Source organism: Ruegeria sp. AP12 (genome assembly GCF_056540025.1).
In genome coordinates this window covers 268,671-282,363 of sequence record NZ_JBQFVZ010000002.1, presented here as the reverse complement: position 1 = coordinate 282,363, position 13,693 = coordinate 268,671, and the positions used below count along the sequence as shown (strand labels likewise).

The window sequence follows — 13,693 nt, the reverse complement described above, 5'->3', positions numbered from 1 at the left end:
TCACAGGATCAATTGAGCCTCTTGTGCCATGTGGGGCGATGTGAGACAAACTCATATTCTTCAAGAACAACATGAGGTGCGCGACATATGCACATCGAATTCCGGCACCTGCGAACCATCAAGGCCATCCACGAATGCGGCGGGCTGGCGCGTGCGGCGGATCAGCTGAACATCACCCAATCCGCGCTGAGCCATCAGATCAAGGGGCTTGAGGATCAGGCCGGGGTCGAACTGTTCCTGCGCCGGTCTAAGCCGATGAAACTGTCCGCTGCCGGATTGCGTTTGCTGCGCCTTGCGGAACAGATCCTGCCTCAGGTCGAAGCGGCACAGCAAGAGTTCACCTCATTGCGTGACGGTCGCACGGGCCGGATGCATATCGCCATCGAATGCCATGCCTGTTTCGAATGGCTGTTCCCTGTGCTTGAATCGTTCCGAAAATCCTGGGGCGATGTGGATGTCGATATCCGCCCCGGTCTGGCTTTTGACGCCTTGCCTGCGTTGCAGAAGGAAGAGGTTGATCTGGTCGTCTCATCCGACCCCGAGGACCTGCCGGGTGTCGAGTTTGTCGAACTGTTCGACTACAACGCGGTGTTTGTCGCCGCCTCATCCCATCCGCTGGCCGAGAAGGATTATATCGAGGCTGAGGATTTTCGTGGCCAGACCTTGATCACCTATCCGGTTGAGCGCACGCGCTTGGATGTTTTCAGTCAGCTGTTGATCCCGGCGCGGGTCGAACCGGCCGCCATCCGGCAGGTCGAACTGACGGCGGTGATCCTGCTGCTGGTTGCGTCGAACCGGGGCATCTCCGTCCTGCCCGACTGGGTCGTGCGCGAGGTAAAGTACAACTCGGATTACGTCACTCGGCCACTGACGAGTGAGGGGATCACGCGCCGTCTGTACGCCGCCGTCCGCTCGGAAGATCTAGAAAAACCCTTTGTGCAGGAACTGGTCAAACTGGCCCGTGACGAGGCGCACAAGCTGCAGGCCCAGTAGCGGCGTTTTGCGCGGGTCTGCTATGTGTATCATTCCTCTTGGCAAGGGCGCATTGCATCAGTATACGCGCGGTTTGACCGGACAGGAGCCTTTTCACAATGGTTGGCAGTGCAAATCTCAACATCATGATCAAAGCCGCGCGCAAGGCGGGGCGGTCTCTGGTCAAGGATTTCCGTGAAGTCGAGAACCTGCAGGTGTCGATGAAGGGCGCGGGCGACTTTGTGTCCAAGGCCGATATCGCCGCCGAGGCCATCCTGAAAGAAGAACTGCTGGGTGCGCGCCCGACCTATGGCTGGCTGGCCGAAGAGGGCGGTTCGATTGACGGCGAGGACCCGACCCGCCGCTGGATCGTCGATCCGCTGGACGGCACCACCAACTTCCTGCACGGTTTGCCGCATTGGGCGGTGTCCATCGCACTGGAACACAAGGGTAAGATCGTGTCCGGTGTGATCTACGACCCTGCCAAGGACGAGATGTTCTTTGCCGAAAAAGGCGAAGGCGCATGGATGAACGATATGCGTATCCGCGTGTCCGGTCGTCACCGCATGATTGAATCGATCTTTTCGACCGGTTTGCCCTTCGGTGGCCGTTCGGACTTGCCCGCAACGCTGCAAGACCTTGCGCGCTTGATGCCTGCTTGTGCCGGTGTGCGTCGCTGGGGCGCTGCCGCCTTGGACATGGCCTATGTGGCGGCTGGCCGCTACGAAGGGTTCTGGGAACGTCGCCTGAACGCATGGGATCTGGCCGCTGGTATGATCATCGTGAAAGAAGCGGGTGGCTTTGTGCAGCCTTTGAACCCCGAAGGCAGCGTGCTGGAAGACGGCGAGGTTATCTGCGCCAACGAGCCGATCTTTGACAGTTTTGCCAAGGTAATCCGGGGCTAAGACACGCCTACTTGCGCGGTACGCGCGGGATGCGTGATTGCGATAGCTTGTATTTCGTCTCGGGGTGAGGCGGATGGCCATGGGTGCGATCCCAGAACGCTGTGCCGCCGCGTTTTAGCCATAGCGGGATACACAGGATCAGCCCGACGACGAACCCTCCGGTATGGGCCCAATAGGCCACGCCGCCCTCGTCTGGATTGCTGTTCAGGCTGCCGTAGAACTGCATCACCAGCCAGACGCCCAGCATCACAAAAGCCGGGATCGAAAAGACCCGGAAATACACGATCAAGATCAGCAGGATATCGACGCGCGCCTTTGGGAACAGCAGCAGGTAGCCGCCCATCACACCCGCGATTGCTCCGGACGCTCCAATGGTCGGCACAACCGAGTCTGGCGCGGTGATCACATGGATCAGCCCGGCTCCGACCCCGGCGACGAGGTAGAAGAGTAGAAAGGGCAGGTGGCCCATTTCGTCTTCCAGATTGTCTCCGAAAATCCAAAGAAATAGCATGTTTCCCGCCAGATGCATCCAGCCGCCATGCAAGAACATGGATGTCACGAAGGTCTCGAACGCGTAGCCGTCCGCGATGCGGGCTGGAATGATCGCATAGTCGAAATAGAACCGCTGGATCAGCTGCGGATTATCCATGATCCCCACATAGCTGAGGAAGATCAGGATATTCGCCGCCATCAGCGTGTAAACGACATAGGGCGTGCGCCCCGAGGGGTTATGGTCTCGGATCGGAAACATGGCGCGACGCTGGGCTTTTCAGGGCCCAGCGTCAAGGTCAGCTTATGCCGCACCGCCCAACAACGCGGCGTTACCGCCTGCGGCTGTGGTATCGACGCAGACATGCCGTTCGCCCAACACGCGGGCGCGGTCCGGCAGGCCGGGGATCAGCGGCAGGATCGGACCGTCGCGACGGGCCAGATGCTGTTCGATCTGGCGTGCGGTATCCTCACCACCCCACCACAGAACGCCCGAAATGCCGGTCAGGTTCTCCAAGCGATGCAGATCAAGCGCTCCGGTGGCCTCAATCGCGGTTCCACCCAAGGCCAGAACCGCATCGGCCTGTGCACGTGATGCCGTCGAACCGGGGCCAAGGCACAGAACCGGTGGCCGTGCAAACTCGGACAACCGGTTCGATTCCCCTGTCGGTCCGGGCAGGGTTTGCGTTTGCACCGGGGCAGGTTGGCCTTTTGGCGCGGGCAACTCTGCCGATGCGCTCCAGGTCTCAGATGCCGTCTGGCGATCCGGTGCGCAGAACCGGGCCATATAGTTGGGGCCGCCCGCCTTGGGCCCGGTGCCCGATAGCCCCTCGCCACCGAAGGGCTGAGAGCCGACGATGGCCCCGATCTGGTTGCGGTTGACATAGACGTTGCCCGCGTGGATCGCCTCGGTCACGTGCTGGACGCGGTCGTCAATGCGGGTGTGCAGGCCGAAGGTCAGGCCATACCCTGTGGCGTTGATGTCCGCGATCACCTGATCGATCTCTTGCGCCTTAAAGCGGGCCACGTGCAGAACCGGGCCAAAAATCTCACGCTCAAGATCGGCGATGCCGCTGATTTCGATCAGGGTCGGGGCGATAAACACCCCCTCGGGCGGGGTGCCGAGTTCTTTGAGAACGCGCCCCTCGGCCCGCGCTTTGGAGACATGATCCGCAATGCCCTGACGCGCGGTTTCGTCGATCACCGGGCCGCAATCGGTTGAAATCAGCCACGGGTCGCCGACGCGAAGTGCGTCCATCGCGCCTTTCAGCATCGTCAAGACGTCGTCGGCAATGTCCTCTTGCAGATACAGGCAACGCAGGGCCGAGCATCGCTGGCCAGCGGACTGAAACGCGCTTTCGATGATCGATTGCACGGCCTGTTCCGGCAGCGCGGTGCTGTCGACGATCATCGCATTCAGACCGCCGGTTTCAGCGATCAACGGCGTGCCGGGCCGCATGTTCTGTGCCATGGCCGAGCGGATTTTCAGCGCCGTTGCCGTCGATCCCGTGAAGGCCACGCCCGAGATGCGCGCGTCCGAAGTCAGCGCCGCGCCCACCTCTGGCCCGCCGGGAAGCAGTTGCAGCGCATCACGGGGCACCCCGGCCTCGTGCAGCAGTTGAATGGCGCGATGCGCGATCAGCGGGGTTTGCGGTGCGGGTTTTGCCAGAACCGCATTGCCGGTTGCCAGCGCTGCGGAAATCTGACCGGTGAAGATCGCCAGCGGGAAGTTCCACGGGCTGATGCAGGTGAAAATCCCGGCAGGCTTGGCCGCAGGGATGTTGGCCGCATAGTAGCGCAGGAAATCCACCGCTTCGCGTAACTCCGCGACCGCATCGAGCAGCGATTTCCCGGCTTCGCGGGCCAAAAGGGCAAACAGCTCACCGAAATGGGCCTCGTACAGATCAGCGGCCTTGTTCAGAACCTCAGTGCGTTGCGCGGCAGGGGCCTGCCATGGGCTGGCCGAGGCCAAAGCCAGTTCGACATCTGCGGTGCTGGCGGGGGCAACCGCGCCGGGCTTGTCCTGAGGGTGCGCCGGGTTGATGACAGGTTGATCCGCCGCGGGTTTGGCCTGTTCGGACAGCAGGGGCTGCGCATACCAGTGATGCGCCCGGAACCGGTCCCGCGCCGCATCGATCTTATCGAGCGTCGGTGTATGCCGCAGGTCAAACCCCTTGGAATTCGGGCGTTCCGGAAGAAACAGTTCCGGCCCGGTCGGAAGCGGTGTCGAGGCCGCCTGAACAGCGGTGAACGGGTCGGCGGCAACCTCTTCCGGCGGCACGGCCTCATCCACGATCTGGTTTACGAAGGACGAGTTCGCACCGTTTTCCAGCAAGCGCCGGACCAGATAGGCCAGAAGGTCACGATGCGCCCCGACGGGAGCATAGATGCGGCAGCGGGTCTTGTGCTTTTCCATGACCAGTTGATGCAGTGTCTCACCCATGCCGTGCAGGCGTTGGAATTCGAACGGCTGGTCCTCGGCGATATGAAGAATGGCGCTGACGGTGTGGGCGTTGTGGGTCGCGAATTGCGGATAAATGCGGTCGGTCATGCCCAGCAACTTGCGCGCATTGGCGACATAGGACACATCGGTTGCGGCCTTGTGGGTAAAGACAGGGAACCCATCGACCCCTTCGACCTGCGCACGCTTGATCTCGGTATCCCAATAGGCGCCTTTAACCAGACGGACCATCAGCTTGCGGTCATGGCGCTGTGCCATGTCATAGAGAGTGTCCAGCACCAACCCCGCACGCGGCCCGTAAGCCTGCACAACGATGCCGAACCCATCCCATCCGGCCAGCGCAGGCTCGGCCATGACCTCTTCGATCACTTGCAACGACAGGGACAGGCGGTCGGCCTCTTCGGCATCCACGTTCAAACCCATGCCGGCGGCTTTGGCCAACAGGGCCAATGCGCGCAGGCGCGGCACCAGCTCATCCATGACACGCTCTTCCTGTGCCAATTCATAGCGCGGGTGCAGGGCGGACAACTTGACCGAGATGCCGGGGTTTGCGCGGATGTCGTCATGGGTGCACGCCTCGGCAATGGCGGCGATGGCGCGGGAATAGGATAGGTGATAGCGGGCGGCATCTGCCTCGGTGCGCGCTGCCTCGCCCAGCATGTCATAGGAATAGGTGTAGCCCTTGGCCTCCGTCCCGCTGGCGCGGCCCATGGCGGATTGAATGGTCTCTCCCAGAACGAACTGCCGGCCCATTTCCTTCATGGCGCGGCCAACGGCCGTGCGAATGACCGGCTCACCCAGCCGTTTGATCGCCCCGCGCAGGGCGCTGACGGGGGACGCCTTGCCCTCATCCAGCACCTTGCCGGTCAGCATCAAAGCCCAGGTCGAGGCATTGACCAGCGAGGATGAGGACTGACCCAGATGCTTGCCCCAGTCCGAGGGCGCAATCTTGTCTTCGATCAGCGCGTCGATCGTGTCTGCATCCGGCACGCGCAACAGCGCCTCGGCCAGACACATCAGGGCCACGCCTTCGTCGGTCGACAGGCCGTATTCGGCCAGAAACACCTCCATCATCCCCGGCGAGGTGCTTGACCGGATGTCGCGGACAAGCTGGGCGGCGGCGGCGCAAATGACGGTGCGATCTGCGTCGGTCAGGTTTGCCGTGTCGATCAGGGACTGCAGCACAGATGACTGGTCCGCATAGGTTTGAGTGTCGATTAGGGTGCGCAGGCTGTGTGACATGAATCCTCCGGGCGTTTTTAGTAGTATATTCGTAAAAAATCAGGACAATCGCTTGAAGATTGAGATATCATGGGCCATTCGCCTGAAAATTGGGGTTTGAACGATGCAAATGCACTTTCCCGAACTGGATCGGTTTGACCGGTCCATCCTGCAAGCACTGGCCGAGGATGGGCGTATCTCGGTCGCGGATCTGGCCCGGCGGATCGGGTTGTCCAAATCTCCGACACAGGCGCGGTTGAAACGGCTTGAGGCGGATGGGGTCATCAAAGGCTACCGCGCGATGCTGGATCCGATCCGGCTGGGCCTGGATCACGTGGCCTTTGTCGAGGTACGCATGACGGACACGCGGGAAAAGGCGCTGGCCGAATTCAACGCCGCGGTTCGTAAGATCGCCGAGATTGAACAGGCCCATATGATCGCGTCGAATTTCGACTATCTGCTGAAGGTCAGGACCGGTTCCATGTCGGAATACCGGGCTGTTTTGGCCGAAAAGATCTCATCCCTGCCGCATGTGGCCAGCACATCGACCTTTGTCGCGATGGAGGCTGTAAAGGAAACCGGAATGCTGGGCGCACTGGGCGCAACTTGACAGAACCTCATCCCGCGCCATCCTTGGATTATGCGACATCTACTCCAGGCAGCGATCATTGGGTGTGCGGTAGCGTCTGCGGCGACAGCGCAGTCTTGCCCGGACGCCCCGGATCACATCGACGGCGTCGGTGACTTGATTGCGCAGACCCAAAAGGCCCGGTCCGAGACTGAGGCGCGCGTATTCTCCAGCCAGATGTGGGAGCTTTGGACCGATGCGCCCGATGCCAAATCCCAGACTATGCTGGATCGGGGCATGGCGCGGCGCGAGGCTTGGGACCTGATCGGGGCTTTGGATGAGTTGAACGCGCTGGTCGATTACTGTCCGCAATATGCGGAAGGGTACAATCAGCGGGCCTTTGTCAATTACCTGCGGCAGGATTACGGATCGGCGCTGCGCGACCTTGACATCGCGATTGAGCTGTCTCCGAACCATGTCGCCGCCATCAGCGGGCGGGCCTTGTCGCTGCTGGGCCTGAACCGGCTGGACGAGGCAAGAACGGCGCTAAAAGACGCGCTGAACCTTAATCCCTGGTTGTCGGAACGGGCCCTGCTGGCCCCCGGTGGGCCGTTGGACCCGCCCGGACAGGACATCTAATCAGGGTGCATCGGCCGCCCACCAACGGCGCGCGTGATTGCACGTGCAGCGGCTGAGACCAGATCGCCGAACCGATCAATCGTTTCCGAATTGAACCGCGCGGTTGGCCCGGACACGGACACTCCGGCGCAGGGCAGGTTTTGTTCGTTGAATATCACCGCACCGATACAGGACATCCCAAGATAGCGTTCCTCGACATCATAAGACCAGCCGCGTTGCCGGATAACCTTCAGATCTGCCTCAAGAGAGGCGACATCGCTGTGCGTGTGTTCAGTGAAGGCTTCGAGCGTTGATGAAGACAGCAGTTTCCGCACGCCATCGGGCTCCATCGCGGCCAGAATCGCCTTGCCCGTGCCCGAGGCGTACATGGGCGTCCGCGCACCCGGCGGGAAAAAGGCGCGGATCGGGTTCTTCGTCTCGATCTGGCCGACAAAGACCACGTCTCCGGCGTCTGGTACGGCCAGATTTGCGGTCTCGCCTGTCTCCTGCATCAGCCTGTGCATGATGGGTCGCGAGATTTCGACCACGTTGTTGCGTTTCAGAAAGGCGGCCCCGGCGCGATACGCCTCGATCCCGACCATCCATTCCTGCCGGTCTTCATCGAAACGCACAAAGCCGCGATTGGCGAGCGTGGCCAGTATGCGATGGGTGGTTGCGGTCGGCACGCCGGTTTCGCGGCTCAGATCCGTCAGGGTGCAGCGTTCCAGCCGGGCAACGGCGCTGAGGGTTCCAAGGGCGCGGTCCAGGGATTGCAGCGTCCCGGCCGAGCTTTCCTTGAACAGGGATTTCGGCCTGCCGCGCGGTCGTTTCGGTGTGTCCAATCCAGCCCCCTTGTTGCGTTTCGGCAAAACCATAGGGCGCAGGCGGTATTTTTCATATAGCGGAAAATATTTTTATTTTCCTGACCGTTGAGTCGATCTTGGTCTCACTCAGTCACGTTGAGAGTATCCGTCGCTTTTCAGCCATCACCTCGCGCCGCTGTTGTTCGATGCCCAACCGGAACGAGTCTTCCACAAAATCGATATGATCGAACGCGGCCTGTTCAGCGCGCTGCTCGTCCCCATCTATGACGGACTGACCAAGTTCCAGATGTTGGTCGAGCAGCTTCTTGCCCGAACCATCAATCGATTTCAAAAAGCTACGGTTGTAGAAAACGCCCTGTTTGGTCAGCTCGTAGATCGAGGCCATCATATGGATCAACGTGGCGTTCTGGCTGGCATCGACAATTGCGGCATGCAGCGCAAAATCAGCCTCGCGCGATGCCTTTGCGTCGTTCTCCTGCCAGGCACGTTCGTTTTCGGCCAGAATCTCGGCAATACGTTCCTTATCGGCCTTGGTTGCACGACGCGCGGCGAGGCGGGCGGCAAAGCCTTCCTGTTCGCGCCGGTATTCCAGATAGTCGAAAAACGCAGGCTCGTGCCGTTCGTAAAGGGCCAAAAGGGCTGGCAGCATCGCTTGGCCGGTCAAAGCGGCAACAAAGGTGCCTTCGCCGTGTTGCGTGGTCACAAGGCCGCGTTCCTCGAGAACCGACAATGCCTCGCGCAGTTTCGGGCGTGACACGCGCAGCATCTCAGCCAGATCACGTTCCGACGGCAGTTTGCGCCCCTGTTTCAGGATGCCCGAAGCAATCAGATCCTCGATCTGCGCAACCACTGCGTCAGCCAGCGATTCGTGTCCGACTGGTTCGAAAATCGCTTTGGTGGACATGGGTGTCGCCTCGCTTTGGGTGTAAAGAACGGGTCTATTGGTAAATAAATATAACCATCTGTTGGAAAAACTCAAGAAAACACGATGCGCCTGATTTTTGGGCACAATGCGTTCATTTAAATGCGATTTTTGGCACGGCGAGCGCTGAGGGAATGCCCATCGTCGATCAAATTAAATTAGGAAGGCTCTTAAGTCGCCTTGGTGAGCTTACCCATTGGTAAACAAAATTGTTGACTGGTTTGTAATGGTAAAGTTAATTTACCACCGGAGAGGCGCCGGAAGAGCCTGCGCCGCTGATCGAGGCACTTGCCCGACCTACCTTGGAGGAGATTTCATGAAGAAGACCCTGACGAGCCTGGCCGTTGCTGCCAGCGTTCTGGCCGCACCAGCGATTGCCGCTGACAAGTTGTTGCTGAAAACCCCGATTGCCTTTTCGACCGAATTGCCGGGCCTGGGCTCGCCGATTCCGCGCGTGGCCGAGCAGTTGGACCTGATGTCGGGCGGTACGCTGAAAATGAAGGTGTATGAGCCGGGCAAGCTGGTTCCGCCGTTCGAAATTCTGGACGCTGTGTCCACCGGCAAGATCAACTCGGGCTACACCACTGCCGGGTATTGGGCCGGTAAAATCCCCGCCGCGCCGCTGTTCTCGGCTGTGCCCTTCGGTCCCGAGGCAGGCGAATACATGGCATGGCTGTATTACGGCAACGGCATGAGCCTGTATCAGGAGATGTACGATCAGGCCGGCTACAACGTCCACGTCATCCCTTGCGCGGTAATTGCCCCCGAAACCTCTGGCTGGTTCGCCACCGAGATCAATTCGCCCGAAGATCTGAACGGTCTGAAGATGCGCTTCTTCGGTCTGGGCGGCAAAGTCATGCAGAAACTGGGCGTCGCAACCTCGCTGCTGCCGGGTGGTGAGATTTTCCCAGCACTGGAAAAAGGTGCTATCGACGCGACCGAATTCTCGATGCCCGCGATCGACGCGCGTCTGGGCTTCCACAAGCTGGTCAAGTTCAACTATTTCCCCGGCTGGCACCAGCAGGCGACCGTGTTTGAGCTGATGATCAACAAGGATGTCTGGAACGAGACCAGCGATCAGCACAAGGCGATCATCGAAAACGCCTGTAAGGCCTCGATGGCGGACAGCTTTGCCGAAGGCGAAGCCATTCAGCACGCGGCCCTGATCGACAATGTCGAAAACAACGGTGTCACCATCAAGCAATGGTCGCCCGAGATGCTGGATACCTTCCGCGCGACCTGGGAAGAGGTTGCTGCTGAAGAAGCCGCAAACGACGCCTTCTTTGCCAAAGTCCTAGCCGACATGAACGAATTCCGTGACGGCTATGACCTGTGGAAGACCAACGCCTTCCTCCCGCGTCAGTAACCTTCCTGACTGACGCAACCGGGGCGGCGGCAACCGTCGCTCCGGTTCTTTGTTTCTGAATTTCGGACTTTCTAACCTTTCACCGCCCGCGCGCCGGGCTGCTGAGCGAGGAATGACCATGGCCACGCAAAAGAACCTCAACGATCCGGTCGAAGCCTATGAAGGCATCCTGGAACATCCCGAGACTGACCGCCAGAAAATCGCCGTGGCGATCGACACCAGCGTCAAGGCCGTAGGTCACGTGGTCATGTGGGCGAACGTCCTGCTGATGGCGGCGATCTTTTCTCAGGTCTCGCTGCGTTACCTGTTCAGCCAGAACTATCCCAAGCTGGATGAGATCCAGTGGCACTTTTACGGCATCGTCACGATGATTGGCATTTCATATGCCCTGATCACCGACAGCCATGTGCGTGTGGACGTCTTGCATATGCAGCTGTCACGCCGGGCGCAGCGGATCATCGAAGTGATCGGCATCCTGACCCTGCTGACCCCGTTCATCTATCTGATGATCGATCAAGGGTACGACTATTTCTACGAAAGCTTCCGCGTCAATGAACGGTCTGACAGCCCGACCGGTCTGCCTGCACGCTGGGCGTTCAAGGCGGTCATTCCGATCAGTTTCATCCTGCTGGCGCTGGCGGCGCTGGCGCGGCTGATCCACGATGGGCACGCGTTGCTATACGGACCGGCCTCGGAACGTGAAGGCGCACCGCTGCGCCGTATCCTGCTGGTGCTGGCTGTCTTTGCCGCCGTTTGCGTGGGCCTGACCTTCCTTGTCGAGACGACCGAGGAAAAGCTGGTCATCGCGATGTTCCTGACCTTCATCGCGCTGTTGTTTACCGGCTACCCGGTGGCTTGGGTTCTGGCCGGTGTCGGTGTGGCCTATTGTGGTCTGGCTTACCTGTTCGACAATGATCTGATGCTGTGGACGGGGCTGGAGAGCACCTTTACCGGGCTCGACTACCTGACCCTCGGTGCTGTTGTGAACCGGGTCTATGCGACCATGTCTAATGCGGTTCTGGTGGCCCTGCCGATGTTCATTTTCATGGGCCTGATGCTGGACGAATCCGGTGTGGCCGAGCGTCTGATGTCCTCGATGCAGCGCCTGTTCGGGACGGTGCGCGGGGGGCTGGCGATCACCGTGACCCTGATCGGGATCATTCTGGCTGCCTCGACCGGCATCATTGGTGCGTCGGTTGTTCTGCTGGGTGTGCTGTCGCTGCCTTCGATGATGCAGCAGAAATACCAGCCGACACTAGCGGCGGGTGTGGTTTCAGCCTCGGGCACGCTGGGCATTCTGATCCCGCCGTCGATCATGCTGGTGATCATGGCCGACCAGATGGCCCTGTCTGTCGGAGACCTGTTCATGGCCGCCGTCTTTCCGGGCGTGATCATCGGTGGTCTGTACCTGACCTATATCTTCATCCTCGCGCTGGTGAAACGCGACGCAGCCCCGGTGCCCGAGGGCGCAAAGGCCCCCGACTGGGCCGCCGTCAAGGACGTGCTGATCGCGGTCATCCCGACGCTGATGCTGATCCTCGCGGTTCTGGGGTCGATCTTTGCTGGTCTGACCACTCCAACCGAGGCCTCAGGTATCGGTGCGTTGGGTGCGACGCTGCTGGCGCTTGGCTATCGCAAGCTGACCTTCGCGAAACTGTGGAACGTGCTGGTCTCGACCTTCAACACCACCGCCTATATCTTCGCGATCTTCCTTGGCGCGACCGTTTTCTCCTACGTCCTGCGGGAACTGGGTGGGGACGAGCTGATCGAACACGTCGTCCAATCAACCGGGTTCGGTGCTAACGGCACGATCCTATTCATCCTGTTCATCGTCTTCCTCCTGGGCTTTGTGCTGGACTGGATCGAGATCACGCTGATCGTGCTGCCCCTGATGCGCCCCATCGTGAACGGGTTGGGCATCGACATTCCCGGTTTTGGCGTTCTGGATGAACCGGCGCTGGTGTGGTTTGTCATCCTTGTCGCGGTGACGCTGCAAACCAGCTTCCTGACACCGCCGGTTGGATTCGCCCTGTTCTATCTGAAAGGCGTCTGCCCGCCCGAGATCAAGCTGACCCACATCTACAAAGGCATCATCCCCTTTGTCCTGTTGCAGCTGACCGGTCTGGCGCTGGTCTTCCTGTGGCCCAAATTGGCCACCTGGCTGCCCTCGGTCGCCTATTAAGGAGCCTCAACAATGCGCCTGACCCAATGTCATAACTTCCACGATTTCCGGCGGTTGGCCAAACAGCGGCTGCCGGGACCGATCTTCAACTACATCGACGGTGGCGCGGATGATGAGGTGACGTATCGCGAAAATACCAACGCGTTCGACCGTTGCGACCTGTTGCCCTCGGTCCTGCGCGGCGTGAAGGACGTGGATATGTCGGTGACGGTGATGGGGCAAAAGCTGGATATGCCGGTCTATTGCTCACCCACCGCCCTGCAGCGCCTGTTCCACCATCAGGGGGAACGCGCGGTGGCGGCGGCGGCTGAGAAATACGGGACGATGTTCGGGGTCTCGTCACTGGGGACGGTGTCGCTGGAAGAACTGCGCCAGAAACACAAGAACCCACAGGTCTATCAGTTTTACTTCCACAAGGATCGCGGGTTGAACTCGGCCATGATGCAGCGCGCTAAAGAGGCTGGTGTCGAGGTGATGATGCTGACCGTTGACAGCATCACCGGCGGCAACCGCGAACGCGACCTGCGCACCGGGTTCTCGATCCCGTTCCGCCTGACGCTGGGCGGCATGATCCAGTTCGCAATCAAGCCGATGTGGGGGATCAACTATGTCACGCATGAGAAATTTCGCCTGCCGCAGCTAGAGGAGCATGTGGATATGGGCGGTGGGGCCAGCTCCATCGGTGGGTATTTCACCGACATGCTGGATCCGTCGATGAACTGGGATGACGTGGCGCAGATGGTGCGCGACTGGGACGGTCAGTTCTGCCTCAAGGGCGTCATGACCGTCGAGGACGCCAAACGCGCGGCTGAGATCGGCTGCACCGGCATCATCCTGTCGAACCACGGCGGGCGGCAACTGGACGGATCGCGCACGCCGTTCGATCAACTGGCCGAGATTGTCGATGCGGTGGGTGACAAGCTGGACGTGATGATGGACAGTGGCATCCAACGTGGCACGCATGTGCTGAAGGCACTGTCGATAGGGGCCAAAGCTGTGGGCGTCGGACGGCACTATCTGTACCCGCTGGCCGCTGCAGGGCAGGCGGGGGTCGAACGCTCCCTTGGCTTGATGCGGGCCGAGATTGAACGCGACATGAAACTGATGGGCGTCACCAGCATCGATCAACTGAGCCGCGAGAACATCCGTTTTCGCAACGTATAGA

The 13,693-nt window shown here is 60.1% G+C and carries 11 protein-coding genes; 7 read left to right on the top strand and 4 right to left on the bottom strand.

Annotation, left to right across the window (positions count from 1 at the left end; genetic code table 11):
- Positions 1 to 87: 87 nt before the first annotated feature.
- Together ACR0E6_RS09285 and ACR0E6_RS09280 are read left to right on the top strand one after the other, a co-directional pair.
- Positions 88 to 993 (top strand): LysR family transcriptional regulator, encoded by a 906-nt coding sequence (locus ACR0E6_RS09285; RefSeq protein ID WP_480582560.1) that lies wholly within the window; start codon positions 88 to 90, stop codon positions 991 to 993.
- Between the two features lie 98 nt (positions 994 to 1,091).
- Positions 1,092 to 1,877, top strand: coding sequence for an inositol monophosphatase family protein (locus ACR0E6_RS09280; RefSeq protein WP_170622909.1), 786 nt, complete (start codon positions 1,092 to 1,094; stop codon positions 1,875 to 1,877).
- A 7-nt stretch (positions 1,878 to 1,884) separates the two neighbouring features.
- Here ACR0E6_RS09280 and ACR0E6_RS09275 read toward each other — a convergent pair whose 3' ends face one another.
- The gene (locus ACR0E6_RS09275; RefSeq protein WP_480582558.1) at positions 1,885 to 2,628 is read right to left on the bottom strand and encodes a rhomboid family intramembrane serine protease; all 744 of its coding nucleotides are present in this window, start codon (positions 2,626 to 2,628) and stop codon (positions 1,885 to 1,887) included.
- Positions 2,629 to 2,670: 42 nt separating this feature from the next.
- Positions 2,671 to 6,069, bottom strand: coding sequence for a bifunctional proline dehydrogenase/L-glutamate gamma-semialdehyde dehydrogenase PutA (gene putA, locus ACR0E6_RS09270; RefSeq protein ID WP_480582556.1), 3,399 nt, complete (start codon positions 6,067 to 6,069; stop codon positions 2,671 to 2,673).
- A 103-nt stretch (positions 6,070 to 6,172) separates the two neighbouring features.
- Between putA and ACR0E6_RS09265 the strand changes: the two genes are divergently transcribed.
- Both ACR0E6_RS09265 and ACR0E6_RS09260 read left to right on the top strand, forming a co-directional pair.
- Positions 6,173 to 6,658: an Lrp/AsnC family transcriptional regulator gene (locus tag ACR0E6_RS09265; RefSeq protein WP_480582554.1), complete on the top strand. Its 486-nt coding sequence runs from the start codon at positions 6,173 to 6,175 to the stop codon at positions 6,656 to 6,658.
- 30 nt (positions 6,659 to 6,688) lie between these two features.
- Complete coding sequence (locus tag ACR0E6_RS09260; protein WP_480582552.1) at positions 6,689 to 7,255, top strand: tetratricopeptide repeat protein; 567 nt, start codon at positions 6,689 to 6,691, stop codon at positions 7,253 to 7,255.
- Here the strand turns inward: ACR0E6_RS09260 and ACR0E6_RS09255 are convergent.
- Both ACR0E6_RS09255 and ACR0E6_RS09250 read right to left on the bottom strand, forming a co-directional pair.
- Positions 7,252 to 8,076 (bottom strand): IclR family transcriptional regulator, encoded by an 825-nt coding sequence (locus ACR0E6_RS09255; protein ID WP_480582550.1) that lies wholly within the window; start codon positions 8,074 to 8,076, stop codon positions 7,252 to 7,254. The genes ACR0E6_RS09260 and ACR0E6_RS09255 overlap by 4 nt on opposite strands.
- 112 nt (positions 8,077 to 8,188) lie before the next feature.
- Positions 8,189 to 8,962: a FadR/GntR family transcriptional regulator gene (locus ACR0E6_RS09250; protein WP_170452553.1), complete on the bottom strand. Its 774-nt coding sequence runs from the start codon at positions 8,960 to 8,962 to the stop codon at positions 8,189 to 8,191.
- A 334-nt stretch (positions 8,963 to 9,296) separates the two neighbouring features.
- On the opposite strand from ACR0E6_RS09250, the gene ACR0E6_RS09245 reads away from it, so the two are divergent.
- From ACR0E6_RS09245 to ACR0E6_RS09235, 3 genes are all read left to right on the top strand, one after another.
- Complete coding sequence (locus tag ACR0E6_RS09245; protein WP_170521774.1) at positions 9,297 to 10,346, top strand: TRAP transporter substrate-binding protein; 1,050 nt, start codon at positions 9,297 to 9,299, stop codon at positions 10,344 to 10,346.
- Positions 10,347 to 10,464: 118 nt separating this feature from the next.
- Positions 10,465 to 12,528, top strand: coding sequence for a TRAP transporter large permease subunit (locus ACR0E6_RS09240; RefSeq protein ID WP_480582548.1), 2,064 nt, complete (start codon positions 10,465 to 10,467; stop codon positions 12,526 to 12,528).
- A gap of 12 nt (positions 12,529 to 12,540) precedes the next feature.
- Positions 12,541 to 13,692, top strand: coding sequence for an alpha-hydroxy acid oxidase (locus tag ACR0E6_RS09235; RefSeq protein WP_170452549.1), 1,152 nt, complete (start codon positions 12,541 to 12,543; stop codon positions 13,690 to 13,692).
- Position 13,693: the final 1 nt, after the last annotated feature.